This is a genomic window from Streptomyces sp. NPDC051664, from assembly GCF_044453545.1.
GTDB lineage: Bacteria > Actinomycetota > Actinomycetes > Streptomycetales > Streptomycetaceae > Streptomyces.
In genome coordinates, this window is sequence record NZ_JBITCU010000028.1 from 69,518 (window position 1) to 93,469 (window position 23,952).

The following is a 23,952-nucleotide window of genomic DNA, read 5'->3' on the forward strand; positions in this document are numbered from 1 at the left end:
AGTCTAACAGTGGCTCTTGCTATGGCGTATCGCAGAAGTTACAGTCTCTAACGGTTGCAAGAAGACATCAGCGATGTAGAGGGGTACGCCATGACAGCGGTACGTGATCTCCAGGTAGTTCTCGGCGCAGGCCCGGCCGGCACCACGCTCGCCCGTGAACTCGTCGGCCGCGGCCACCCGGTCCGGCTCGTCGACCGGGCAGGTGGCGGGGCGGCGATCGAAGGTGTCGAGCGGTTCACCGCCGATGTGGCCACCGCGGACGGCGCCCGGGCCGCGGTCGAGGGCGCCGCGGTCGTGTACCACTGCGTCAACGTCGGCTACCACCTCCAGGTCGACGTCATGCCGCGGATCCAGGAGGCCGTCCTCACCGCGGCCGAGGCGGTCGGCGCGCGGCTCGTCGTGCTCGACACGCTCTACCCGTACGGCGAGACGCACGGCGCCGTGATGACCGAGGACTCACCGTGGAACGCGACGAGCCGCAAGGGCCGGATGCGCGCCGAACTCGACGCCCGCTATCTCGCTGCGCACACCGAAGGGCGGCTCCGTGTCGTCCTCGGCCGGTCGGCCGACTTCGTCGGACCCGGCGTGCTCAACTCCACCCTGGGCGGCGCCGTCTTCCCGGCCGCGCTGACCGGGGGAGCCGTGCCGGCCCTCGGCGACATCGACCTGACGCACAGCTACACGTACATCGCGGATGTGGCAGCCGGACTCGCCACCCTCGGCGCGCACCCCGACAGCGACGGCCGGGTCTGGCACCTGCCCACCGCACCCGCGCTGACCACCCGGCAGATCTTCACGATGATCGAGCAGCGCACCGGCCGTCCGCTCGCCGTCACCGTCGTCGACGAGCCGCGCCCGTTCGGCCCGTTCGACGAGGTCTTCATGGCGGAGTACGCCGAGATGTTCTACCAGCACACCGAGCCGCAGATCGTCGACTCGTCGGCCATCGAGAAGGCCTACGGCCTCACTCCGAACCCGCTCCCGGCCACGGTGGACGCGACCCTCGCCTGGTACGAGCAGCTGCTTGCCGCCCACTGAGCACCGCAGCGGCCCCGGAGAATCGAGCAACGGTCTCCGGGGCCGTGCCGTGCGCCGGACCGCTCAGTACCGCAGTCGCGACAGATACGTATGGCTGGCGAGCGCCGAGGCGAACGGATCAGCCGGCGAGTCGTGCTCCACCAGCCACTGCTTCACCCCGCCCTGCCGCGCCGTGTCGAACATCGCCGGGAAGTCCAGCACCCCCGACCCGACATCGGCGAAGTCCCCGTCCGGTGCCATGTCCTTCACATGCAGCGCCGGGAAGCGCCGGGGATGGCGTACGAACAGCTCGCCGGGCGCCGAGGCGCCCCCGTTCGCCGCCCAGTACAGATCCAGCTCGAAGCCGACGAGTTCCGGATCTGTCTCGGCGAGCAGGATGTCGTACAGGCTGACACCGTCCACCACCTGATGGTCCGTGCCGTGATTGTGGTAGAGCAGCTTCAGCCCGGACTCGCGGGCCGCCAGCCCGGCCTTGTTGAACTCCCGGGCCGCCTCCCGGTATCCGGCCGGACTGTGCAGCGATCCCGGCAGACTGGGTACGACGATCCACTTGCCGCCCAGCGTATGGATCTCCTCCAGAGCCTGCGGCAGCCCGGCGCCCTTCACGATGTCGTACCCGACATGTTCGAGGACCGCCTTGAGCCGTGTCTCGTCGAGCATCCGCCGGATGTCGGCGGCGCTGTTGCCGTGCCGGCCGCTCACCCCGACCGTTGCGTACCCGATCTCCGCGAGCCGTTCCAGCGTGCCCCGGAAGTCCGTCGCGAGCGGCGTGCGCATGGTGTACAGGTGCATGCCGATCCCGGACGGCGGGATGCGGCGGCAGCGGCGGGACCCGGCGGCGGACGCCGGGACCGTACCGAGACCGGCGGCCGCGGCGGCACCCAGAGCCGTGCCGAGGAACGCACGTCGTGTGCAGTTCATGTCGTCTCTCCTCTCATCCGACGCGCGCTCAGCTGACGTCGATGCGGACGGAACCGGTGCTCGTGTCGCCCTTGTCGTCGGTGACGGTCAGATGTGCGGTGTACGCACCCTTGCGGTCGTAGGTGTGTGTCGCGGTCGCGCCCTCCGTGCCCGCAGGTTCGACGTTGTCGCCGAAGTCCCAGTGGTACGAGGTGATGGTGCGACCGGCGACCGGCTCGACCACACCGCTCAGCGCGACGGCGAGCGGCGACGTACCCGTGGCCGGGGCCGCTTTCACCTTGATCTTCGTACCGGGCTTCTTCTCGATGCCGGACCCGTTGAAATGCAGCCAGTCCACTGCGAACAGGTCCGCCTTGTCACTTGACCACTCCGGATTGCTGAACACCGCGTACAGCTTCACGCTGCTCGCCGGGTTCGCCAGGGCCGTCGTCGGCGAGACGACCTTGCCCCAGTCACCGGTGTTCGGAACGGTCACCTTGCCGAGCAGGGGGCCCGTCGGGGAACCGGACCGGAACTCCACGGTGCCACCGATCCCGCCGGAGGCCGCGCCGACCGTCACCGAGTCGATGTTCTTCAGATGCACCGGATCGAAGCTGATCCAGTCGCCGTCCTCGATCTCCGTCAGCCGCTTGCCGCCGGAGGCGTCGGTCCTGCTGGCGACCACCACACCGTCGTGCGCCCCGCCGGTCGCCGTGAAGTGCTCCGCCTCACGGAACGTGGTGCGCAGCGTCAGCGAGGTCGAGCCGGTGAGCGCGGGGGCGTCCGGGGTGCCCTTGTCCTCGTACTGGGCGGTGATCCCGTAGTACAGGTTCTGTCCCGGGCCGTGGCTGTCCCCGGCGTCCGTGACGATCTCGCCGGTGCAGCCGGTGTAGTTGTCGAGCGGATGCAGATGGGTGTCATGGCCCAGCTGCGACTGTACGACCACCCGGGAGCAGTCGATCGGCGCCCCGTTCCGCCCGTCCTCCTTGTCCTTCACCTTGACCGTGAACGCAATGGTGTCGCCGAAGCTGAACATCCCCCCGTTCGGCGGTTGCTTGATCGTCACCTCGGGCCTGGTGTTGCCGACGGTGATGTCCTGCACGGCCTGCGCGGTCAGTCCACCGGGCCCGGTGACGGTCAGGCGTGCCGTGATGAGCCCCTTGGTGCGGTACGTGTACGAGGGGTTCGGATCCGTCGAGTCGGTGGTGCCGTTGCCGTCGAAGTCCCAGGCATAGGTGACCGGTTGTCCCTCCGGCAGTCCGGATCCCGCGCTGGAGAACGCGACGGTGAGCGGTGCGGGACCGCTGTCCCGGCTCGCGGTGATCTTCGCGTCGGGCAGCCGTCCGTCACCGACGTAATCGATCCGGTAGATGCCCGCCCCCTCGTTGCTGCCGCCGCGTCCGGTGCCGCTGCCGAGCCCGAAGTCGATGACGTACAGCGCCCCGTCGGGACCGAAGTCGGCATCGAACGGCTGGTTCCATTTCATGTCCGCGAAAATGCCGTTGATCGACTGGAGATCACCGGCCTTGACCGGTGCGAACCGCGGATCGGTGAACGTCTGGTCCTTCTGCTGGAACGAGAAGGTCTTGAACCACTGGCGGGTCAGCTCATAGGTGAGCCATTTCCCCTCGAAGTACTCGGGGAACTTGGTGCGGTACGTGTTGTCGGGGTCGTAGTCGTAGACGGGACCGCTCATCGGGCCACCGCCACCGGTGCCGAGCTCCGGGAATTCGGCGGACGCGGAGTAGGCGTACCAGACCGTGGCCGGCTGGGCCGGCGGCAGCTCCCGCAGCCCCGTGTTGTTCGGCGAATCGTTGACGAGCGCCGCACAGTCGAACTTCGGGCCCGACTTCTTCGCCGCGAAGTCGTAGTCGTTGAACGGGGTGTTGTTGCCGACGCAGTACGGCCAGCCGAAGTTCCCCGCCTCGGTGATGCGGGTGTACTCGACCGTGCCCTCGGGCCCGCGGTCGGCGACCGCGGCCTTGGCATCAGGACCGTAGTCGGCGACCATCAGCGCGCCGCTCAGCGGATCCGTGGTGATCCGGAACGGGTTGCGCATCCCCATCGCGTAGATCTCCGGACGCGTCTTCTCCGTGCCGGGCGCGAAGAGATTGCCCTCCGGGACGGTGTACGTGCCGTCGTCCTTCGGAGTGATGCGCAGGATCTTGCCGCGCAGATCGTTCGTGTTGCCTGCCGTGCCCTGGGCGTCCCAGGCGCGCCGGCCCTCGCTCTCGTCGATCGGGTTGAAGCCGTCCGAGGCGAACGGGTCGGTGTTGTCGCCCGTCGCCGCGTACAGATTGCCGTCCTTGTCGAAGGCGAGCGAACCTGCCATATGGGAGTTGGCCCGGCCCTCGCCCCGCCAGGTCGGAATGGTCAGCAGTCGCTTCTCCGACGCCGGGTCGACCGTGTTACCGGTGACGGTGAAGCGGGAGAGGTCGAGTTGCTTCTCGGTCTTGTCGGAGTGCAGGAGATAGAGCCAGTTGTTCGTGGCGAAGCCGGGGTCGAGCGCGAGGCCGAGCAGCCCGTCGGACTGGCTGGTCATCTCCGGCGTGTACGCGAAGTCCAGTGCCGTCGTGACCTTCATGGTCTGCTGGTCGATGACCTTCAGCTTCCCGGTGCGCTGGGCGAAGAACACCCGGCGGTCGGGGGCGACGGCCAGCTCGAACGGGTCGGCGAGATCGCTGGTGGCCAGGGCGGTGCGCTGGAACGAACCGGTACGGGTCGCCGTGCAGTCACCCGACTTGGCACCCGCGGCCCATTCGATGCCACCCAGCAGATGCTTGACGAAGCCTTCCTCCTGGAAGGCCGACGCCGCATGGCCGCCCGCGGTGAACCAGGAGCGTCCGCCGTCGTAGTTCTGGCACCAGGACCACGGATGGTCCACGCCCTCGTCCAGGCCGGTGATGCCGTCGCGCACCTTGATCTGCGCGAGCGTGTGTACCTTGGAGGTCGGGTTGGTGCGCCAGTTGTACCACTCCTCCGTGCGCTCCCAGAGGTCCGGAAGGCCCTTGGTGGACGGGTGCGCATGGTCGAGGACCTTGATCCGGCCGGTCTGCACGGCGGGATGCTGGTCGAAGATCGCGCCGACCAGTCCCTCGTACCAGTCCCAGTCGCGCTCGCTGGCGGACGCGGCATGCAGCCCGACCCAGCCGCCGCCCCCACGGATGAACTTCTGCAGGGCGGCCCGCTCGTCGGCACTCAGCAAGTCACCCGTCTCCGGGGTGGAGTTGGTGTTGTTGAAGACGATGGCCTGGTAGCGGGCGAGATCGGTGTCGTTGAAGACCGCCGAATCGTCGGTGGCCTCCACGTCGAAGCCGTTCTCCGCGCCGAGCTTCTTGATCGCGTCGACCCCTGCGGGGATCGAATCGTGCCTGAAGTTGGTGACCTCGGAATAGACCAGGACCCGGAAGGGGGCCGCGTGCGCGCGGGGTGGCGAGGCCACCAGCAGGCCGAGGACCAGGGCCAGGAGTGCGGTGAGAGCGAGGAGAGGCGAAGGTAATCCTCGCGAGGGGTGCCTGCTCAGCAGGTGTCTGCTCAGCGGATCTCTGCGGGGCGGGTGGTGACTCATGGGCGCTCCCTGTGCGGTAGATGCCGACTGCGGGATGTAGAAAGCGCTTTCTGGAGTACGCCGTTCAGAGTAGGTTCACGTCATCCACGGGGTCAATGGGCCGGAAGGGCTCTCTGTGACTTCGCTGTGACGGGGAGTGCGGAACGGCCGGGCCCCGTCGCCCGGCCCCCAGCGGCTTAGGGACGGCTGTCCGCCCCGGCCGCCCGCATTCCGCTCTCACCGTTCCACGATCGCGGTGAGCGGATGCGCTTGCCCTCGTCCAGCTAGGCGTCCCCGATCAGGACCCAGGCCTGCGGATCAGTGAGCCCCTGCGCCCGCAGGCCGAGCACGCGGCCGACGGCCGGCGGCAGCCTGTGTCCCAGTGGTAGCTGCCGATCTCGGCACCCGGGACGAGCAGTCGGTCCGGGTGGTCCAGTGGCGAGTCGTACCCGCCGAAACCGGGCGGCAGATCCTCGTCGAAGTCGCCGCGTGCGCGACGAGGACCGCGTAGTACGCCATCGGCCCGCAGCCCTTCGAGAGCGGGAACCTGTCGCGCTCCGGATCGTCCACCGGGGCAGGTGTGACGTGCAGCACGCGGTGGTACGGCACCCGGAGGGCGTCGAGGGTCGAGGTGGCCGCGGGTCCGTGTCTCTCGTCGCCCGTCATCAGGCTCATTCAGGTCGCGGTACGGGAGCGCCGGTGCGGCGGTCTTGATCGTCATGCGTCCCAGCGTTCGACCTCAAGTTTGGTCGAGGTCAATTACCGAAAGGCGTTCGTGAGCACCGGCCCAAGTGCGGTATTGTTCTCATGCGCGTTCGGCCAGGGGAAAAGCCCAGGTCAGGCGAGCAGCGGGACGTGGCGCAGCTTGGTAGCGCACTTGACTGGGGGTCAAGGGGTCGCAGGTTCAAATCCTGTCGTCCCGACAGTTCGAACGTATCGAACGTCGCAGGTGAAGGGCCGTTTTCATAACGGCCCTTTTTCTGTTCCCGGCTCGCTCCCAGTCCCCTTGACGGATGAACTCGGACGGGCCCGGCGCCCCGGCCGTATGCCGGACCGCGAGAGACCGCTCGGCCTCGTCCCACAGCAGCACCGGGCCGCCTTGCTGGACCGTCCACCCGTCGCCGTCCGGTGACAGCGCTGAGAACGAGTCGTTCGTCGAGTCGAGCACGTACGTGTTCACGGTGCCGTCGTCGGCCGGCATGGTGAAGAACCGGGCGTTCGGCATTGCGAGCTGCGCCACGAACCCTAGCCTTGCCGATAACCCCATCCGTACAGGGGAGAGCGTTATGCGGGTCTCGCGGATCTTGATCCCGGTCGGTTGGTCCTGCGGTCTGGCGCGAGTGCTGAGCGCTGCGGGAACATGATCGACCGTGCTGGTGCGACTGGCCTACCTGGGCGTGACGAACGCGTTCGCCATGCTGCGCCTGTTCCACCTTCACTCCCAGCACGAGCAGCTCGCCGTGCACCCTCTATAGCCCCAGCTGGGATTTTCGGCGCCAGGCGCAGCATCAGGGTCCTGATCGAGTTTACGGTCCGATGCCGGCCCGGGCGCTTGGGCCGGGGCTTGGCGGCGCACGACCAGGTCGCGGTGCCATCGCAACACCGTGGCCGGGCGCACCAGCAGCCGCAACCGCCGCGGCACATCCCGCGGGAGCAGGTGCAGCAACGCCGCCAGGAACACTCGATCGGGTCGGCTCGAACTGCGGCCTGTTCCCGCCCAGTCTGCACCTCGGTCTGGGGCCGGCGCCATCTCCTGCATGCCTTGCGAGAGTTCGAGCAGTTCTACAACAGCCGTCGGCCTCACCAGCGCATCGCCAACGCCCGTCCGCTCCGGCCGCTGCCTGTCCCGCTCGCTGACCCGGAGCAGATGGCCCACCTCCCAGAACCAGCAGCGCTTGCCGTCCGGCGGACAGCCGACGCCCAGCGCGTGCCCTGTTCCCGGCGAACGTGCGGCGAGCTCACAGGCGAGGAAGCGCAGAGCCGAGGTGGACGATCGACGCCGGCTGGGCAGACAAGCACGCGGAAGCTCCTGGTGGACAGGCGATCTTGGTCGTGACCTCGACCATCAGGAGCATCTTCACGTCCGGACGCCACTCACCCCAACTATCCGCCGGACCAGCCAGGTTGGAGCTCACTGGCACTGTTCGGACCGAGAATGCCTATTCCCGGACCTGCCTCGGATCGATCGGAATCTCTCGTGCCGAATTCTCGGCGCGCTCCTCGGCGCTCAACTGCCGCGCCACGGTCTTGCAGCAGTGGTCGTACTGGTTCTGCCAGTCCGCCATGAACGTGTCGTAGCTGGACCGGCCGATCAGCTTCAGGTCCGACTCGTCGTTGTGCCAGACGCCGTTGCTCGTCCAGTTCGAGGACCCGACGAACACGAGCCTGGAGTCGGCCGCACCCGCGTAACCGCCGCTGACCATCATGTACTTGTCGTGCGTGTAGTGCAGAGCGTTGCCGTTCACGTCGGTGCCGTGGGTGGTGTCGTGCACGTCGATATTCGGCCGGTTCTTCAGGTAGCTCTGCACGCTGTCATCGACCTGGCCGGCGGTGATAAGAATGTGGATCTTGACGCCGGTTCGTGCCAGACTCACCAGCTTCTTCGGCAGCTCCAGATAGTTCCGGTCGCCCGGCTGCCCGTGAGAGGTCCACTGGAACATGGCGATGTTGATCGTGGCCGGCGCCTTGATGTTGCTCAGGAAGTCGACCCAGGTGTCGCTTCTGGTGCGCGCCTTGGGCCACTGGTAGGAGGGCGGGGACAGTTTTCTGGCGGCCGTGGCGCTGGTGGAGTTGTAGTAGTCGGGTGCCAGCGGGCCCGGGCCGTAGATCGCCCCCCTAGCCATGGCGGTGAAGTAGCGGACGTAGGAGTTGTACAGGTCGACGTTGCCCTTGACGGTGGCGCTGCTGTTCCACGCGGTGCTGGCCTGGGCGGAGGTGGGGTTGGCGCTGCTGACGGTCACAGTCCTGTTCGCATCGAGCCCGCCGCTGAGCATGTAGTACTTCGCGTGCAGTGCGGAGCCGCCGAAGTGGGACAGGCAGCCGCCCGGGCACAGCGCGGCGAAGCTGGAGGCTCGCGGGTCGTTGCCCAACTCGGTGACCATCGACTGCCAGATCGTATTGTCGCTGTGGGCGTCCATCAGCGCCTTTACGATGACGCCGCGCTGGTGCGCGGCGATAAGGGCGTTGGCGAAGTCCGGGCCCGGCTGTGCGATGCTGATCGAGTACATGGCGACGCGTACGGTCTGCCCGCAGCTGGCGCTGTTGATCGATTCGATGATCGGGCCCATGATCTTCATCTGGGCGGCGGGGTCCTCCGGGTCGTTGAAGCGCGGGCCCGGGCTGGAGGTGAACGTCCGAGACTCGCAACTGAGCGGGGGCTTGGCCTTCTTGACCGCGGCGTGCGCCGTTGTCAGTGACATTACGGTGACGACCAGCGCGGTGATCAACGTGAACGTTCGCTTCATGGGCCGCCTTTTGCTGGGCTGTTGATGATGAAGAGTCGGGTTGCCGCAAGTGGCCCGCAGGAGCGATGCCGCCGTCAGCGGAATCTACTACTGTTCCACCGATTGTTCCGAAAATCACGTGAAACTCCCGCATTGCGCATCGCATTCCTTGAGTAGGGGAGCAACCGCGGGGCGTTGCTCTGCTGGTCGACCAATGAGTGGTCACCGTGGGGAGCGACAATCGCCTGGCGTAGCGACCCGTCCATGCCGTCGGGCCGGCGCTCGCGCCCCTGCCGCCACCTCCGTCTGACGCGTCCGCTGCCACGACTGCGGCAAACTCCTTCACCCCGGGCAAGGCTGGGAAGGCAAGGGCAGCATGACCATCCATCCCCGAAGCGCGTCCGATGACCCCCTGACCGAATCCCAACAGTCCCCCATGTTGGCGTGTTCAAGCACCACCTGGGCCTCGTGACTGCCGTTCGCCGGGAACCGGTCAGGAATCAACGAGCAGCACGGGTCCGGGCTCGTCGTGATCGGCGTCGACACACGCAAGCACGTGCACGTCGCAGCCGTGATGGACACGATCGGTGGAATCGTTGCAAGCCTGACGATTCCCACCGGCACCGGTGGGTTCCAGCAACTGCTGGACTGGGCAACCTCGTTCGGGCATGTCCTGGTATTCGGGATCGAGGGCACTCGCTCCTACGGCGCCACCCTGGCCTCGTTCCTTCGCCGGGCAGGGCACAAGGTGGTCGAAGCCGGTCGCCCAGACCGACGGCTGCGACGGATGAACGGCAAGTCCGACACCCTGGCCGCCTACGGGGAGCACTTCAAGGCCATTGACCCCGGCCCGTCCAGCCGAGTTATGACGGTCCCGTTTATTGACGCTGCATAACCACGATGATTCACTTCGTCTCTGAGAGCGCTCTCTCTCGGTCAGGACCAGCCGCATTCTCCTTCCCCATCCACCCCATCAGGGAGAGCCGTGTCCGTCATTCCCACTCGCCGTTCAGTGCTTCGCGGGGCGGCCGCTGCTGCCGCGATACCGTTGGCCGGCAGCATCGCCACCGGATCGGCCTTTGCCTCGTCGCCCGCGCACAGACCCGTCGATCTGGGCCCGAGCGTCCTTGTCTTCGACCCGTCCATGGGCGATGCGGCGATCCAGGCGCAGGTCGACGCCGTGTTCGCCGCCCAGGCGCCCAACCAGTTCGGCACCGAGCGGTACGCCCTGGCCTTCAAGCCGGGCACCTACAACGTCGACGTCAACGTCGGGTTCTACACCCACGTGCTGGGGCTCGGCGAGAGCCCTTCGGACGTCGTGATCAACGGGCACGTCACGGTCGACGCCCAGTGGTTCGACGGCAACGGCACCCAGAACTTCTGGCGGTCCGCCGAGAACCTGACCATCGTGCCGCCGGACGGGCTGGAGCGCTGGGCGGTCGCCCAGGCCGCCCCGCTGCGCCGCGTCCACGTCAAGGGCGACATGAACCTGATGCCGAGCCCGCCCGGCAACGGGTGGTCCAGCGGCGGTTACCTGGCCGACAGCGTGGTGGACGGTCAGGTGAACTCGGGCTCGCAGCAGCAGTGGCTGTCGCGCAACGACACCATCGGCAGCTGGACCAGCTCCAACTGGAACATGGTCTTCGTCGGCGTCGAGGGCGCCCCCGCCACGTCCTTCCCCACGCCGCCCTACACCACCGTCGACCGCACCCCGGTCGTGCGGGAGAAGCCGTTCCTGACCGTCGACCGCCACGGCGACTACCAGGTCTTCGTGCCCGCGCTGCGCCGTAACAGCACCGGCACCTCTTGGGCTCACGGACCGGCTGCCGGCCGCCGCATCCCGCTGTCCGACTTCCACGTGGCCCGGCCCGGCGACTCCGCCGCCACCATCAACCTGGCGCTCGCCCTCGGCAAGCACCTCCTGTTCACGCCCGGCGTCTACCCGCTGTCCGCCCCCCTGCTGGTGTTCCGGCCCGGCACCGTCGTGCTCGGCCTGGGCCTGGCCACCCTCCAGGCAGTCCACGGCAACTCGCTCATCGAGGTCGCCGACGTCGATGACGTCTCCGTCGCCGGCGTGATCCTCGAGGCCGCCTCGCCCAGCTCCCCCGTCCTGCTCCGCGTCGGCAACAGCTTCAGCCGGAGGAACCACTCCGACCGGCCCACCGTGCTCTTCGACGTCTTCCCCCGCATCGGCGGCGCCGTCGCCGGCGGCACCGGGGTCAGCATCCAGATCGACAGCAACGACGTGATCGTCGACCACGTCTGGGCCTGGCGTGCCGACCACGGCCTCGACGGCACGGTGGGCTGGTCGGTCAACCCCGCCGGCACCGGCTTCCTCGTCAACGGCGACCGGGTCACCGCCTACGGCTTGTTCGTCGAGCACCACCAGAAGTACGAGGTGCTCTGGAACGGCAACCACGGCCGCACCTACTTCTTCCAGAACGAGCACCCCTACGACGTCCCGACGCAGTCCGCCTGGAAGCACGGCAACACCAACGGCTACGCCGCCTACAAGGTCGGCGACCACGTCACCGAGCACCACGCCTGGGGCCTGGGCAGCTACTGCTTCTTCAACCTCAACGCCGACGTCTACACCGATCGCGCCTATGAGGTCCCCGACACCCCCGGCGTCGTCTTCACCTCGCTGATGACCGTCTGCCTCAACGGCGCGGGCGGCGGCGGCATCCTGCACTGCATCAACGACACCGGTGACCCCGTGCAGAACGGCTTCGGTACGTTCAACATGAAGAGTTACACGAACGGCGTCGCGAGCGTCTGACGGGCCGCGGCTGCCACGTTATCGGGCGAGGTCCCCAAGGACCCGCCCGATAGCGGTCACCGCGGGGTCCGACGGAGGGTGAGCGAGGCGCTCGCCGGCAGACGGTTTTCGCCGACCCCTGGACCGGGAGCGTTCCCGGTCCTGTTGTGCGGCCCCCAGGGGTACAGGCCTCGCGATGAGCACAACAAGCGCTCATGAAGCGGGTGTTCGCCGGTGACCCTGATCGTCTCCGGGCATCGTCTCGGTTCTCGTGGGCCGACTCCCTTGAGCAACGGCGTTGTTGAGCCATCGGGGTCTCGATCGCGAGGGCCGGCGTCCGGGCGCGCGTGCCGCCTCGCCCCCGCCGGGACACGCACATCGCTGACGTCCCGCCCCCTCCCCGCCGCCGCACTCGTGCCGCGGAGCATGGCGCGTCGCACGCCCTGCATTCGGGACGGTCATGTCCGCCGAGTGCGGGACGCCTCGCGAGCCACCGTGATCGATCCATGCGCCGTGAACTGGTCGGGGGCCTTGTCCGCGTCCCTGGATCGTGGTTAGGGTCCCACTGACGGAAAGCGCTTTCTCCCACCCGCTCGCCGAGGAACCCGCATGTCATCCCCCTCTCGTCCGGGATCTCGTCTGCGTGCCGCCGTCGTCGGCACAGGCGCGATCGTCACCGGAAGTCATCTGCCCGCCCTCGCCGCCCTGCGCGACCGCGCCGAGCTGGTCGCTGCCGTCGACGTGGACCCCGTCCGGCTCGACGCGTTCAGAGTCCAGGCCGCCGAGGCCGGTTTCGGGCACGTCGCCGGGCATACCGATCTCGCCGCGATGCTCACGGCGGACCGACCGGATCTGGTGCTCATCGGCACTCCGCCGGCCTTCCACCGCGAGCAGACCGTCGCCGCCCTGAAGTCCGGCGCCTGGGTGCTTTGCGAGAAGCCGCTGACGCTGTCGCTCGCCGAGTACGACGAGATCGCCGCCGCCGAGGGCGCCAGTGGTGCGTACGCGTCCGTCGTGTTCCAGCACCGCTACGGCTCCGGCTCCGTGCACGCCCGCTCCCTGCTCGCCGACGGCACGCTCGGCCGCCCGCTCGTCGCGCACTGCCAGACCACCTGGTACCGCGACGCCGCGTACTACGCGGTGCCGTGGCGCGGCCGTTGGGCCAGCGAGGGCGGCGGCCCCACCATGGGCCACGGCATCCACCAGTACGACCTGCTCCTGCACCTGCTCGGTGAGTGGACCGAGGTGTGCGCGATGGCGGCCCGCCTGGTGCACGACACGGAGAGCGAGGACGTGTCCACCGCGCTCGTGCGGTTCGCGGGCGGCGCCCTGGCCACCGTCGTCAACTCTGTTCTCTCACCCGACGAGGCCAGCCGCATCCGCATCGACTGCGAGCGGGCCACCGTCGAACTGACCCATCTGTACGGGCACTCGAACGGCGACTGGCGTTACACCTCGGCCCCCGGCATCACACAGCCGCCCGCGCCCACCGCCGACGTGCCCAGCTCGCACACCGCGCAACTGACCGCGCTGCTCGATGCACACGCCGCGGGCATCCGGCCGCCGGGCAGCGGCCCCGACGCCCGCAGCACCCTGGAATTCGCGGCCGCGCTGTACAAGTCGGCGTTCACCGGCGGCACCGTCAAGGCCGGCGAGATCGGCCCCGGCGACCCGTTCTACGCCGCCATGCATGGCAACCAGCCGGATTGGAGCCCGAAGCGGTGAGCAGCGAAGCCGCGAGGAGCAGCACAACCCCCAAGAACCCGGACGCCCTTGAGGTCACGCACGTCCACGGCGAGCGGATCATCGTGCGCGCCGCCGCGAACGGCGTAGAGCTGTTCTCGTACGTGTACCGGCCCGACCCGGTCGCGTACGAGGCCTGCAAGCCGTATGTCCACCCGCTGCGCACTCTGACCGGCCGCCTTGTCTCCGGCTACCGGCCCAGTGACCACCGCTGGCACAAGGGCTTGCAGATGACGGCAAGTCATCTGTCCGGACAGAACTTCTGGGGCGGCCACTCCTACGTCCACGGCAATGGCTATCTGGAACTGCACGAGCTGATCGGCTCGATGCGGCACGACGGCTTCGATGCCATCGACGTATGCGCCGACGAGCTGTCCTTCACCGAGCGGCTGACCTGGATGGAGAACGGCGGCGCCGAGTGGGCGCGGGAGCAGCGCGGGGTGCGGGTGCACGCGGTGGACCCGGCGACCGGCTCGTACGCCGTGGACTGGTCGATCCGGCTGACCAACGTCCGCGAGGACGGCGAGGCTCTGCATTTCGGCTCACCGACCACGGCGGGCCGCGAGATGGCCGGGTACACCGGTCTGCAGTGGCGCGGACCGCGCGACTTCACCGCCGGCCGGGTCTTCGGCCCGGAGGCCGAGGGCGAGTTGATGGGCACGCAGGGCCCGTGGCTGGCGTTCACCGGCGAGCACGACGACGTCGACGGCCACTCGACGCTGATGTTCGCGCACGCGCCTTGGAACGCGGACGCGATCCACGCCTCGCACTGGTTCGTGCGCGCGGAGCCGATCCCGACCGTCGCGTTCTCCTGGGCATTCTTCGAGGAGTTCGCGCTGGAGGCCGGCGAGTCCTTCGAGTACCGGTACCGCGTCGTGGTCGCCGACGGCGCCTGGGACCGCGAGCAGGTGGCCACCCGGCTGAAGAGGCTGGCGTGGTGAGCCCCGACACCGACGCGGCGCCGGGACCGGACCGTCTGCTGCCAGGCGCGATCGGCCTGTCCCAGACACCTCCCGTCCGGGTCAGTGCTCCGAGGTGGAACGGATCGCGGCGATGTCGAACTGGAGGCGGAGTCGCTCGCTGACCATCGCCCCGCCTTCCGCCAGCCGGGCGTTGTAGGTCAGGCCCCAGTCCGAGCGGTTGATGGTGGTGGTGCCGTCGAAGCCGACCCGTTCGTAGCCGAACGGGTCGGTGACATGGCCGATGTAGGTGAGGTCCAGCTCCACGGGGTGGGTGGTGCCCCTGATGGTGAGGTCGCCGGTCATGCGGTAGACATCCTTGCCCATGAGCTGAACGGCGGTACTGGCGAAGCTCATCCGCGGATACTTCGCCGCGTCCAGGAAGTCACGCCCGATCAGGTGGGCGTCACGCTGCTCCACCCCGGTGTCGACGCTCGCGGTGTGCAGCACGATCTCCGCGCGGGAGCGTGCCGGGTTCCGGCCGTCGAAGTAGAGGCGACTTTCGTACGAACCGAACGATCCGCGCACCGTCGTCACCATGGCGTGTCGCACGGAGAAACCGATCCTGCTGTGGGCGGGGTCGATCATCCACTCTCCGCTGAGAGCTGCCAGGGCGGGATCCGGCATCACGGCAGCAGCGGGGGTCGTTGGAGCGGCGGGCGCCGCCGGGCGTCGGAGCGTGGTGCCGCGGCTGAAAAAGTTCATGAGACATGTTGTTACTCGGCGGTACGTCGCACGCACAAGTCACGGGTGGGAAACCCGCTCATGTATGAACAGACTTTCACAACTCGGAACACTGTACGGGTACGGTCAGTCACCGGCGGTCCTCCACGGGAATGCGTGCCACGCCGTCGCCCGGAACGTCGCGAGGGGCGCGCCACGCGCAGGGAGTGCTGTCCCGTGACAGCCGTGAGCATGCTCAGTCCGTGGGTGCCCGGCGTCGGCATCGACTGCGGGCCGGGCTGAATTCCGGCTCGTGACCGGGGTCGGATCCGGCGATCGTCAGCACGTGGCCGGGCGCGGTCATGCGAGGGTCTCCTCCCGGACACGGGTCCATGCCCAGGCGTATGCGCGGGCCGACGCAAGGGGGTCCTCGGCGGCGCAGATGCCGGAGACGGCGGCGGCTCCCACCGCCCCGGCGTCTCGCAGGCGTGGCAGGTCGGCCGGGGTGATGCCGCCGATGGCAACGGCGGGCAGGTCGCTGAGCCGGGCGAGGCGGGCGAAGCCGGCATGGCCGAGCGGGGCCGGGGCGTCCGCCTTGGTCCGGGTCGCATGCAGCGCGCCGATGCCGACGTGGTGGACGCGCGCCGGATCCTCGGCGGCGGCCCGCAGTTGATCGGGGGTGGCTGCACTCAGGCCCAGAACCGCGTCCTCTCCGATGAGTTCGCGTACGGCGGCCGGCGGCAGATCCGACTGGCCGACGTGAACACCCGTCACGCGTGCGCCGGCGGCGCGGGCCGCCAGGAACACGTCCACCCGGTCGTTGACGATCAGCGTCACTCGGTCGGGGAGGACGGCGGCCACCTCCAGAACCGTGTGCAGGAACTCCCTCCCGGTGGCGTGCTTCTCCCGGATCTGCACGGCGGTGACGCCCCCGGCCACTGCCAGGACGACGGTCTCGGCCACGCTCCGGCCGCGCGCCGCGCACTGGGCCGTGTCCGTCACCAGGTAGACCGACAGATCCACCGGTGCCGCGGTCACGAGAGAGCCACCCGCTCGGCGAGGTCCGCTTCCTCCAGCGCGGCGAGTGCGTCCAGGAAGGCGACGGCGAAGCTGCCGGGCCCGGAGGCCTCCTTCGCGGCCAGCTCGGCGGCCACCGTGTACGCGGTGACGGCGGCCACCACCGCGGCGAACCGGTCCTTGTCGACCGCCGCGAAGGCCGCCATCACCGCCCCCAGCGCGCAGCCGCCCCCTGTCACCCGGGTCAACAGGGCATCACCGTTGGCGATCCGAGCGCTGCGCACCCCGTCGGTGACGAAGTCGACAGGCCCGGAGACGGCGACCACGCAGCCGGCTGTACGCGCCAGCTCGCGTGCTGACTCCTCGGCGGCCCCGACGCCGTCGGAGGAGTCCACGCCGCGGCCGCCGTCGCCCGCGCCCGCGAGTGCGATGATCTCGGACGCGTTGCCCCGGATCACAGTCGGTCGCAGCCGCAGGAGCTCTCGTGCCAGCGCGGTGCGCACCGGCAGCGCGCCGACCGCCACCGGGTCGAGGACCCACGGCGTGCCGGCCGAACCCGCCGCCCGTGCGGCCTCGACCATGGCGGAGCGCTGCTCCGCGTGCGGGGTGCCGAGATTGATCAGGACACCGGAGGCGACCCGGGCGAAGGGGCCGGCCTCCTCCGGAATGTCGACCATGGCCGGCGAGGCGCCCAGCGCCAGCAGGACGTTGGCGGTGAAGCCCGTGACCACCGAGTTCGTCAGGCACTGAACCAGAGGGGAGTCCGTCCGCACGCGTGCGAGGGCCTGCGGGACGAAGGCGGTGTGATCGGCGGATGCAACGGGCATGGGATTTCGCTCCGTGGGGGAGGGGATGTCGTTCGGGCGCCGACGGACGTCGGGGTCCGTCGGCCGGCGGCAGGTCAGTCCTGCGGGCGATGGCGTAGCCGTAGCGGCGCGTAGACGGCGAGCGCCACGAGGAACGCCACGTAGTACGAGAGGTCGGCGCCGTGCAGGGCGGCCGCCACCGGGCCCACGTACAGACTGGTGTCCATGAACGGCACGGCCGCGGCGAAGGCGACGGCGAATGCCAGCAGCGGGGGCCATCCGGAGTGCGGCCGGGCGGTCTCGGCGGCGAGGTCGATCGCCGCACCGCCCCGTGCCCGGGACCGTGCGATCCAGTCGACGATGACGATCGCCACGAATCCGGGGATCCAGTAGCCGACGAACAGCAGCACGTTCTGGAAGCGGGCAGTGGTGTCGGCAGCGTGCATCCACAGCACCAGAGGGAAGCCGAGGACGGCGGCGAGAGCGGCTGCCGCCGGGCGCGGAAGGCGCACGCCGACGGTCTGCAGAGCCAAGGAACCGCTGTAGTCGTTCATGGCGTTGCTGCAGAGCGCAGCCAGCGCCACGGCGAGCAGCCCGAACGCGCCCAACACCCCACCGCCCAGTAGCTTGTCCACCCCTGCGGCGGTCTGGTCGGTCAGCACGGACGCGCCCAGCAACCCGAGGGCCTGGACGGCCACGAAGGACACCACGAGGCCGAGCAGCGTGAACCAGAACATGCGCGGGCGCGAGGTCGTGGGCGGCAGATAGCGGCTGAAGTCGCTGGCGTACGGAGCCCAGGACAGGGCCAGACTCAGCGCGATGGTGCTGGTCAGGACGAACGCGCCGGCCTGGTCGGCGCCGTGCGCGGTGCCGGCGCCGACCGGATGGACACCGTCGAGCAGCCGCCAGGCGATCAGCGCGAACGCGGCGGCGAGCACGAAGGTCATGACGATCTGGAGCCGGTGGATGGCCTCGTAGCCCAGGACGCCGAGGGCGCCTTGGGCCAGCATCATGGCCAGGACGCCGAGCCAGAACGGCCAGCCGCACAGCCGCGCGAGCGCGTCCCCGCCGAACAGCCCGATCAGCGCGTCCCAGGCGACCGAGGACAGCCACTGCAGGATGCCGGGCACCGTCACGGCCCGGCCGAAGGCGAGCCGGGCCAGCGGCAGCTGCCCGGCACCGGTCTGGCTCCCCCAGGTGCCCAGGTAGGCGGTGGGCACCGCGCCGAGCACCGTGCCCAGCACGACGGCGGCGAGCGCGGTGGCGAAGTCCAGGCCGAGGGCGATGCCGACGGTGCCGGTGAACACGCCGGTCATGGTCAGATTGGGAGCGAACCACACGGTGAACAGGCGCCCGGGACCGCCGTAACGGTTGCTCTCGGGGACCGGCTCGATGCCGTGCGTCTCGACGCGGAGGTCGCCGGGGGCCGCCGGCATCCGTCCGTCGAAGACGGTCTGCCGGCCGTCGGCGGGCAGCCCGCCGGAAACATGCGTCAACGGCATGAAAGACATCCCTCCGCCAGTGCGAACTGGTTCAGGTTCGACGGGTGTGATCTCAGCCCTCGGATAGGGCACCCCGTGTCCGGTACGACGGTCAGACTAACCCGGTCCCTTTGAACACCTGCACCGAGGTCTGTGTGGCAGACGACTCGGTGGGTTCGTCCGTGGCGTGGATGCGCGGTCCGCGCCACGGGGGGCGGCGCGCCGTGCTCACGGTCGCGTCCCCACCTCCGCGTGACCCGTGCGATCCAGATGCCAGCGGTGTTCCACCTCGAAGCGGTGCAGCCCGGTGCGGCGTTCGACGATCACGTCGACGGTGGCACGTTCCGTGTTGGTGCACGTGGCGGTCGCTCCGTCAGGGTCGGTGTAGGAGAGCGACACACAGTCGGCCGGGTCCTGGGTCACATCGATCCGTAGCCTGCGCCGCGCGGTGCCGCCTGCGACCGACCAGTCGGGCAGACCGATCCGTGCACGCAGCAGTGGGGCGGTCAGCAACGGGTCGCGCGGCCAGTCGGTGCCACCGATCCGCAGCTGAAGCATGGGCAGCGGTGGCAGCCACCGCATCGTGGGACGGCGGGCGACGGCGGCCACCACTTCCAGTACGTCCCCGCCGCCGAGGCCCGCATGGAGCCACGCCCATCGCTGGGCATTGCCGTGACCGGCGATCCGGGCGACGCCTCCCATGGCGCCGGAGAGGGTGAACCGCCGCTCCCCGACGACGAGTTCCCCGTCGAAAACGGCGTCGGGGGCAGGCACGATCTGGGCGGCGGGCAGCAGCTCACGCTGCCAGGACCAGCGCGGAAAGGTGTAGAGGGGCTCTCCGCCGCCGGTGACCGTCAGGCGCCAGGTGATCGCGCCCGCGGTGCCTTCCAGCAGCCGGGGCGTTGCCCGCACGCCCGGCACCGCGAAGTACGCCTCGCCCTGGGGCGGCGGGGATTCCGGGGCCCCGAACCGCTCGGTGACCGGCGGTCCGTCCGGCGGAAAGACGGATATCCAGCCATGTGCCCGGGCCGGGCCGCCGTGCTTGGGCGTCACCACTTCGTGGTGGATCCACAGGCCGGTACCGGTACGAGGATCGGTCAACGTCGCGTACCAGACTTCGAGCCGCCCTGGACGGCCGGTCATCCGCGGCGGGTAGAGCGAGTTCACGAGGGATTCCTTTCACCGGGGCGCGGGGGCCCCGTACCGTGCGCGAACGCCTGCCTCGGCGGTGCTCTCCACGATGCCGGGACAGGCCCGTTCGGCCAGCGCCGCGATCGTCAGTGAGGGGTTGACGCAGAGCGAGGTCGGTACTGCCGAGCCGTCCGTGACGAACAGGCCGGGATGGCCTCGTAGTTCGCCGCGTTCGTCGAGCGCCGAGGTGGCGGGGTCGTCACCCATCCGGCAGGAGGCGAGGGGGTGCGCGCTCACGGACCCGGCGGCGTTCTCGCTCCAGGGCCGCACCCGCGCAAGACCGTCGCGCTCCAGCACCGCGCGGGCCTCGGCATCCGCGGCGGCCCAGCCGCGCAGGGTGTTCGCCGTCGGCCGGTACGACAGCGTGGACAGGCAGAGCGACGTGGCCACGCGCGTCGAGCTTCCGGTGGGCGGCGGCGGGCCGAAGACGCCCTCGTTGTCGTCCTCCGTCATGGCGAGCACGGAGAGCCACGACGGCCAGCGTGCCCGCATCTCCTTCTTGTGGACGCCGAACCAGCTCGTCGCCGGGGCGTCAGTGGCCTGCGCCAGCAGGTCGGTGATGCCGGGGAAGTAGATCTGCTGAAGGGAGAAGCGGGTGAACTCCGCCGCTGCCGGGTCGAGCCGGTCGTACGACATGGAGCCGATGGGCTTCCCGATGGGGAAGCCCTGGTACGGGACGCCCGGTGCGCGCTCGAGACCGAGCAGGTCGCGCACCTTGCCTTCGTCGACGTCGGCGATGGACACGCGGTCGCCGTTGCCCGAGAAGTAGCGCCCGACGGCTTGCGGGACGCCGCCGAGCAGGGGAGCCGAGCGCTGCAGCAGCACGGGGGTGGCCAGAGCGCCCGCGGCCAGCACCACGGTCTTGGCCTCGATCGCCCCCACGCCGACCGGCAACCGGTAGTCGCCGGCGTCGAGCTGCGTGTACGAGACGCGGTAGCGGTAACCGGGTGTGCTGGCGGGAGCGATCGTCTGCGCCTCGTGGAGCGGGCGGATCTCGGCGCCGTGCGCGGTCGCGGCGGGGAGGTAGTTCAGCAGCATGGAGCGCTTGGCGTCGAAGTGGCAGCCGTTCAGCATCCAGTTGCAGTTGGTGCAGCGGGCCAGGTCGACGGCGACGGGCACAGGGTTGCAGGTGCGGCCCGCACGCGCGCACGCTGCAGCGAACAGCCCTCCGGGATAGGGGACTTGGTCCCAGCTCTGCTCGGCGACGGGCAGAGCCTCCTCGACCCGGTCGTACCAGGGGTCGAGGGCGGCGCGGGTCAGGGTCGAAGGCCACAGGCGGTGGCCCAGACTGCCGCGGCGGTCGAAGACGAAGCCCGGAGCCCGCAGCGAAGCGGCGAAGTAGACCACGCTGGACCCGCCGACGCAGTTCCCGGCGACGACGGTGATGCCGTCGCCCTGCACGAGGTCGACGATCCGGGTATAGCTGCCCAGGCGCAGGTCATGGGTGAAGTCGGGGGCGGTGAAATGCGGTCCGCGTTCCAGGATCACCACCTCGGCGCCGCCCGCGGCCAGATGGTAGGCGGGGATGGCGCCCCCGAAGCCGCTGCCGATGACCAGCACGTCGGTGCGTTCGATGGCGCTCATGCGGGGTGCCCTCCGGGGGTGGTGAGAGGGTGCTCGGAGGCGAGCCTTCTGCCGTACGAGTAGTCGGGGAAGCGCCACAGTCCGTCGGCGCCGGGCGCCGGGAAGCCGATCCAGGCCAGGCCCGGGTGGCGTTGCCGGATGGCTACGGCGGTGTGCAGATGGGCTGCCGTGTCGAAGGCCGCGGCGGCGAAGAGTGCGAGCAGCGCGTACAGCTGCCGGTCTGGGGCGCCGGGCGTGAGCAGCTCTCCGGCGAGCGCGGTGCGGTCGGCGAACCGCAGCGCCACGAAGGGAGGTTGAGTGGGCAGCAGGACCCGGCCGTGGGTGGCCGCATAGGCGAGGACACGGGTGTTGACGAGCAGTGCCAGCTCGGGCAGCAGTACGCCGATGCCGAGATCGGGAAGGTTGAGCAGCTCGACGGCCCCCGCCTGTACGGCGCCGGGACCGGGGGCCGCCCCGGCGATCGCCACGTCACCGCCGTACCGCTTCTCGCCCGGGACCATGGTGTCCGCAAACGCCTCCAGCGTGGCGGTCGTCGGGTCGGGCAGCAGGAGGGAAGCGGGCAGCAGCCCGGCCCGATCCACCGGGACCGGCTCGGGGACAAGGGGCGCCGAAGGCGCGGCCCCGGCGGTCAGCTCCCCTGCCCGTAGGGCGGCCACGGCGGCGGTCAGTCCGACGATCAGCCGGCGCCGAGTGGGATGTGCGGGAGGTTCGCTCAACACAGCCCGCTCACCGGCAGCCGCACCATCACACCCGTGGCGTCGCGCACAAGCGCGTCGGCGAGCCGGGCGTCGTAGGGCCGGATCACCTTCGCGGCGTCCTCGGCCTGCGCGGGCTGCCCGGCGACGGTGATGTTGCGTACTCTCGCGGCGGCGCTGCCCTCCGCCTTGTCGAACCAGTAACTGCCGTCCCAGCCGACCAGTTCGGTTCCGCCGGCCGTGGCCTGCACGCTCCAATGGTCCAACTGCCAGTAACGGCAGGCCGGTACAGCGAGCGCGAAGCGCGCCGGCTCGGCCAGCAGAAAGCGCGCCGCGCCGCCGTTGGTCACGGTGATGTCCCGCTTGGCGTACTCCACGCACAGTGGGTCGGCGCCGAACAGGGAGAGCGGCGGCGTCTCGCCCTCGCCGTAGCGGTGGAAGGTACACGCGGAGGCGTACGAGGGGTCGGTGTAACCGCCGACGCCTGGTTCTGCGGCCGAGGCTGAAGCGGCGGGGAGCAGCGCGGCGGCTGCCGCCACCACCGCGCCGAGGGCGGTGAGGCGGACACCTGCGAACAGGGCGCCGGGGGCTTTCGTCGTGCGACGGAGTACGGGCACAGCAGGACCTTCCTCACGCACCAGCCCTGATGGGCGACGGTTACCCGCGGTCACAGCAGTCAGCATCCTGATCGCTGCACGCCGTCGGCGCAACCCATGGGACGGAGGTGATCCGGATGAGTGGAGAGGCAAGGGCGCCGACACACCATCCGGACGCGTGGCTGTCCCGTCATGCCTCGGATGTCGGTCTTCCTGTGCATGAGGTTGCCGCCTCGGTCCGACCGACCCCGCACCCGGGGACGGCGCCCCCGCTCCCGCCTGCCGGGGGGATCGGGCGGTCCGCCCTCCGCCGGTGCGGCGCGATATCCGATTGCGGACGGGGCGCCGGGGAGCCGAAAGTCGCGGCATGCGAGACATGGAGCTTTCGGACGGTGTCGTCACGCTGTCCCCCCTGCGCCTGGACGATGTAGACGCCCATCTGGCGGGCGAGGACGAGCAATTGGTCCGCTGGCTCAGCGGCGGTCCCGGCACTCGGGCCGGTGTCGAGAAGTACATCGCGCACTGCACTGAACAGTGGGCTGCCGACGGACCCTTGCGTGCCTTCGGGATACGGGCGGGGGACCGGAAGGTGCTGGCAGGCACGATCGACCTGCGGTTCGACACGGCGGCCCTGGCCCCCGGACAGGTCAACATCGCGTACGGCCTCTATCCGGCCTGGCGCGGCAAGGGACTTGCGACGCACGCCGTCGCCCTGGTCCGCGGCTACGCGGCGGTCGCCGGTGCGACGCAGGGAGTGATCAAGGTGGACCCGGAGAACGGGGCGTCGGTGGCGGTCGCACGGCGGGCGGGCTTCACCTACCTCAAGCAGGTCGCGGAAGCGGACGGCACCCTGTTCAACTGGTACGTCCATGATCTGCGGGGGGCACAGCCTCAGGACTGAGCCCCCAGAAACCGGTCTGTCCACAGCCGCAGCATCTCGTCGTCGAATGCCGGATCCTCGCGCAGCACGCCGGTGAGCGCCAGGCCGCGGTGCAGGACCAGCAGTGATTCGCAGAGCAGGGCGAAGTCCTCGCGCGCCGCTGTCTCCGGGCCGAAGATATCGGCCATCACCGCACGCTGGGCCGCGCCCACGTCCCGCTCGGCCGGCAGCAGTGCCGCTCTGAGGTCGGCGTCGGTGCGCGCTGCCAGCCACAGTTCCAGGCCCGCCAGGAAGTACGGGCCCGACATCGCCGTGCGCAGCAGGGCGAGCCCTTTCTCGCGGCTCTGTGCGCCGCCGTCCGTCTCGGCGCGGATGTGCGCGAGCCGCAACTCGGCGACATGGTGGGTGGCGGCCGCCAGCAGATCGGCCTTCGAGGCGAAGTGGTGCAGCAGCGCGCCGCGGGAGACGCCCGCCCGCTCCTGTACCCGCTGGGTCGTGGTGCGCGCGAAGCCGTGCTCGACCAGACAGTCGATCGTGGCATCGAGGAGGCGTTGCCGGGTCTCCTCCCGGCGTTGCTGCTGGGTGCGGCGTGGAGCGGGCATGGCAGCGAGCGTACGACAGGACAGGGAACCAACAAACAGTCTGGACGGA

At 69.7% G+C, this 23,952-nt stretch carries 19 protein-coding genes, 1 tRNA gene, 1 pseudogene and 1 riboswitch; of the genes and pseudogenes, 7 read left to right on the top strand and 14 right to left on the bottom strand.

Going from position 1 to position 23,952, the window contains the following annotated elements:
- The first annotated feature begins 90 nt into the window (after positions 1 to 90).
- Positions 91 to 1,038: an NAD-dependent epimerase/dehydratase family protein gene (locus ACIA8E_RS33270; RefSeq protein WP_399303752.1), complete on the top strand. Its 948-nt coding sequence runs from the start codon at positions 91 to 93 to the stop codon at positions 1,036 to 1,038.
- Positions 1,039 to 1,101: 63 nt separating this feature from the next.
- Here the strand turns inward: ACIA8E_RS33270 and ACIA8E_RS33275 are convergent, their stop codons facing one another.
- The 3 genes and pseudogenes from ACIA8E_RS33275 to ACIA8E_RS33285 all read right to left on the bottom strand — a co-directional run.
- A complete protein-coding gene (locus tag ACIA8E_RS33275) occupies positions 1,102 to 1,959 on the bottom strand; it encodes a sugar phosphate isomerase/epimerase family protein (protein ID WP_399303754.1) in 858 nt (285 codons plus the stop codon).
- A gap of 28 nt (positions 1,960 to 1,987) precedes the next feature.
- Positions 1,988 to 5,506, bottom strand: coding sequence for a ThuA domain-containing protein (locus ACIA8E_RS33280; protein ID WP_399303756.1), 3,519 nt, complete (start codon positions 5,504 to 5,506; stop codon positions 1,988 to 1,990).
- A gap of 266 nt (positions 5,507 to 5,772) precedes the next feature.
- A pseudogene (locus ACIA8E_RS33285) lies at positions 5,773 to 6,206 on the bottom strand (transketolase); the annotation flags it as partial.
- Between the two features lie 128 nt (positions 6,207 to 6,334).
- Between ACIA8E_RS33285 and ACIA8E_RS33290 the strand changes: the two are divergent.
- Positions 6,335 to 6,408: transfer RNA gene (locus ACIA8E_RS33290), tRNA-Pro, on the top strand.
- On the opposite strand, the gene ACIA8E_RS33295 is transcribed toward ACIA8E_RS33290, so the two are convergent.
- Together ACIA8E_RS33295 and ACIA8E_RS33300 are read right to left on the bottom strand one after the other, a co-directional pair.
- Positions 6,390 to 6,725 carry a hypothetical protein gene (locus ACIA8E_RS33295; RefSeq protein WP_399303757.1) on the bottom strand — a complete coding sequence of 112 codons (336 nt, stop codon included), beginning with the start codon at positions 6,723 to 6,725 and terminating at the stop codon, positions 6,390 to 6,392. The two genes, ACIA8E_RS33290 and ACIA8E_RS33295, sit on opposite strands and share 19 nt — an antisense overlap.
- 919 nt (positions 6,726 to 7,644) lie before the next feature.
- The gene (locus tag ACIA8E_RS33300; protein WP_399303759.1) at positions 7,645 to 8,949 is read right to left on the bottom strand and encodes a phosphatidylserine/phosphatidylglycerophosphate/cardiolipin synthase family protein; all 1,305 of its coding nucleotides are present in this window, start codon (positions 8,947 to 8,949) and stop codon (positions 7,645 to 7,647) included.
- A gap of 508 nt (positions 8,950 to 9,457) precedes the next feature.
- On the opposite strand from ACIA8E_RS33300, the gene ACIA8E_RS33305 reads away from it, so the two are divergent.
- From ACIA8E_RS33305 to ACIA8E_RS33320, 4 genes are all read left to right on the top strand, one after another.
- On the top strand, positions 9,458 to 9,823 hold the full coding sequence (locus ACIA8E_RS33305; RefSeq protein WP_399303761.1) for a transposase: 366 nt from the start codon (positions 9,458 to 9,460) through the stop codon (positions 9,821 to 9,823).
- A 90-nt stretch (positions 9,824 to 9,913) separates the two neighbouring features.
- Complete coding sequence (locus tag ACIA8E_RS33310) at positions 9,914 to 11,707, top strand: adenylyl cyclase (protein WP_399303763.1); 1,794 nt, start codon at positions 9,914 to 9,916, stop codon at positions 11,705 to 11,707.
- A 588-nt stretch (positions 11,708 to 12,295) separates the two neighbouring features.
- On the top strand, positions 12,296 to 13,411 hold the full coding sequence (locus ACIA8E_RS33315) for a Gfo/Idh/MocA family protein (protein WP_399303765.1): 1,116 nt from the start codon (positions 12,296 to 12,298) through the stop codon (positions 13,409 to 13,411).
- A complete protein-coding gene (locus tag ACIA8E_RS33320; protein ID WP_399303767.1) occupies positions 13,408 to 14,370 on the top strand; it encodes a PmoA family protein in 963 nt (320 codons plus the stop codon). Before ACIA8E_RS33315 ends, ACIA8E_RS33320 begins: the two co-directional genes overlap by 4 nt.
- Positions 14,371 to 14,451: 81 nt before the next feature.
- On the opposite strand, the gene ACIA8E_RS33325 is transcribed toward ACIA8E_RS33320, so the two are convergent.
- From ACIA8E_RS33325 to ACIA8E_RS33360, 8 genes are all read right to left on the bottom strand, one after another.
- Entirely contained in the window at positions 14,452 to 15,093 is a 642-nt protein-coding gene (locus tag ACIA8E_RS33325) for a YceI family protein (RefSeq protein WP_399303769.1), read from the bottom strand.
- Positions 15,094 to 15,411: 318 nt separating this feature from the next.
- Positions 15,412 to 16,089: a thiamine phosphate synthase gene (gene thiE, locus ACIA8E_RS33330; protein ID WP_399303772.1), complete on the bottom strand. Its 678-nt coding sequence runs from the start codon at positions 16,087 to 16,089 to the stop codon at positions 15,412 to 15,414.
- Positions 16,086 to 16,895, bottom strand: a complete 810-nt coding sequence (gene thiM, locus ACIA8E_RS33335) for a hydroxyethylthiazole kinase (protein ID WP_399303774.1) — start codon at positions 16,893 to 16,895, stop codon at positions 16,086 to 16,088. Before thiM ends, thiE begins: the two co-directional genes overlap by 4 nt.
- Before the next feature lie 74 nt (positions 16,896 to 16,969).
- The gene (locus ACIA8E_RS33340) at positions 16,970 to 18,376 is read right to left on the bottom strand and encodes a purine-cytosine permease family protein (RefSeq protein ID WP_399303776.1); all 1,407 of its coding nucleotides are present in this window, start codon (positions 18,374 to 18,376) and stop codon (positions 16,970 to 16,972) included.
- Positions 18,368 to 18,462, bottom strand: a riboswitch (TPP riboswitch). Its footprint overlaps the gene before it by 9 nt.
- A 121-nt stretch (positions 18,463 to 18,583) precedes the next feature.
- Positions 18,584 to 19,522 carry a hypothetical protein gene (locus tag ACIA8E_RS33345; RefSeq protein ID WP_399303778.1) on the bottom strand — a complete coding sequence of 313 codons (939 nt, stop codon included), beginning with the start codon at positions 19,520 to 19,522 and terminating at the stop codon, positions 18,584 to 18,586.
- Positions 19,523 to 19,534: 12 nt separating this feature from the next.
- The gene (locus tag ACIA8E_RS33350; protein WP_399303780.1) at positions 19,535 to 21,130 is read right to left on the bottom strand and encodes a GMC family oxidoreductase N-terminal domain-containing protein; all 1,596 of its coding nucleotides are present in this window, start codon (positions 21,128 to 21,130) and stop codon (positions 19,535 to 19,537) included.
- Positions 21,127 to 21,696 carry a DUF5987 family protein gene (locus ACIA8E_RS33355; protein ID WP_399303810.1) on the bottom strand — a complete coding sequence of 190 codons (570 nt, stop codon included), beginning with the start codon at positions 21,694 to 21,696 and terminating at the stop codon, positions 21,127 to 21,129. Before ACIA8E_RS33355 ends, ACIA8E_RS33350 begins: the two co-directional genes overlap by 4 nt.
- 146 nt (positions 21,697 to 21,842) lie before the next feature.
- Positions 21,843 to 22,442: a hypothetical protein gene (locus ACIA8E_RS33360; protein ID WP_399303782.1), complete on the bottom strand. Its 600-nt coding sequence runs from the start codon at positions 22,440 to 22,442 to the stop codon at positions 21,843 to 21,845.
- A gap of 346 nt (positions 22,443 to 22,788) precedes the next feature.
- Between ACIA8E_RS33360 and ACIA8E_RS33365 the strand changes: the two genes are divergently transcribed.
- Positions 22,789 to 23,322: a GNAT family N-acetyltransferase gene (locus tag ACIA8E_RS33365; protein ID WP_399303784.1), complete on the top strand. Its 534-nt coding sequence runs from the start codon at positions 22,789 to 22,791 to the stop codon at positions 23,320 to 23,322.
- Here the strand turns inward: ACIA8E_RS33365 and ACIA8E_RS33370 are convergent.
- Positions 23,313 to 23,903 carry a TetR/AcrR family transcriptional regulator gene (locus tag ACIA8E_RS33370; RefSeq protein WP_399303786.1) on the bottom strand — a complete coding sequence of 197 codons (591 nt, stop codon included), beginning with the start codon at positions 23,901 to 23,903 and terminating at the stop codon, positions 23,313 to 23,315. The genes ACIA8E_RS33365 and ACIA8E_RS33370 overlap by 10 nt on opposite strands.
- Positions 23,904 to 23,952 lie beyond the last annotated feature (49 nt).

Coding starts and splice junctions, on each gene's coding strand:
- ACIA8E_RS33270 (WP_399303752.1), top strand. CDS start 91: ATGACAGCGGTACGTGATCTCCAGGTAGTTCTCGGCGCAGGCCCGGCC.
- ACIA8E_RS33275 (WP_399303754.1), bottom strand. CDS start 1,959: ATGAACTGCACACGACGTGCGTTCCTCGGCACGGCTCTGGGTGCCGCC.
- ACIA8E_RS33280 (WP_399303756.1), bottom strand. CDS start 5,506: ATGAGTCACCACCCGCCCCGCAGAGATCCGCTGAGCAGACACCTGCTG.
- ACIA8E_RS33300 (WP_399303759.1), bottom strand. CDS start 8,949: ATGAAGCGAACGTTCACGTTGATCACCGCGCTGGTCGTCACCGTAATG.
- ACIA8E_RS33315 (WP_399303765.1), top strand. CDS start 12,296: ATGTCATCCCCCTCTCGTCCGGGATCTCGTCTGCGTGCCGCCGTCGTC.
- ACIA8E_RS33325 (WP_399303769.1), bottom strand. CDS start 15,093: ATGAACTTTTTCAGCCGCGGCACCACGCTCCGACGCCCGGCGGCGCCC.
- thiM (WP_399303774.1), bottom strand. CDS start 16,895: ATGCCCGTTGCATCCGCCGATCACACCGCCTTCGTCCCGCAGGCCCTC.
- ACIA8E_RS33340 (WP_399303776.1), bottom strand. CDS start 18,376: ATGCCGTTGACGCATGTTTCCGGCGGGCTGCCCGCCGACGGCCGGCAG.
- ACIA8E_RS33350 (WP_399303780.1), bottom strand. CDS start 21,130: ATGAGCGCCATCGAACGCACCGACGTGCTGGTCATCGGCAGCGGCTTC.
- ACIA8E_RS33365 (WP_399303784.1), top strand. CDS start 22,789: ATGCGAGACATGGAGCTTTCGGACGGTGTCGTCACGCTGTCCCCCCTG.
- ACIA8E_RS33370 (WP_399303786.1), bottom strand. CDS start 23,903: ATGCCCGCTCCACGCCGCACCCAGCAGCAACGCCGGGAGGAGACCCGG.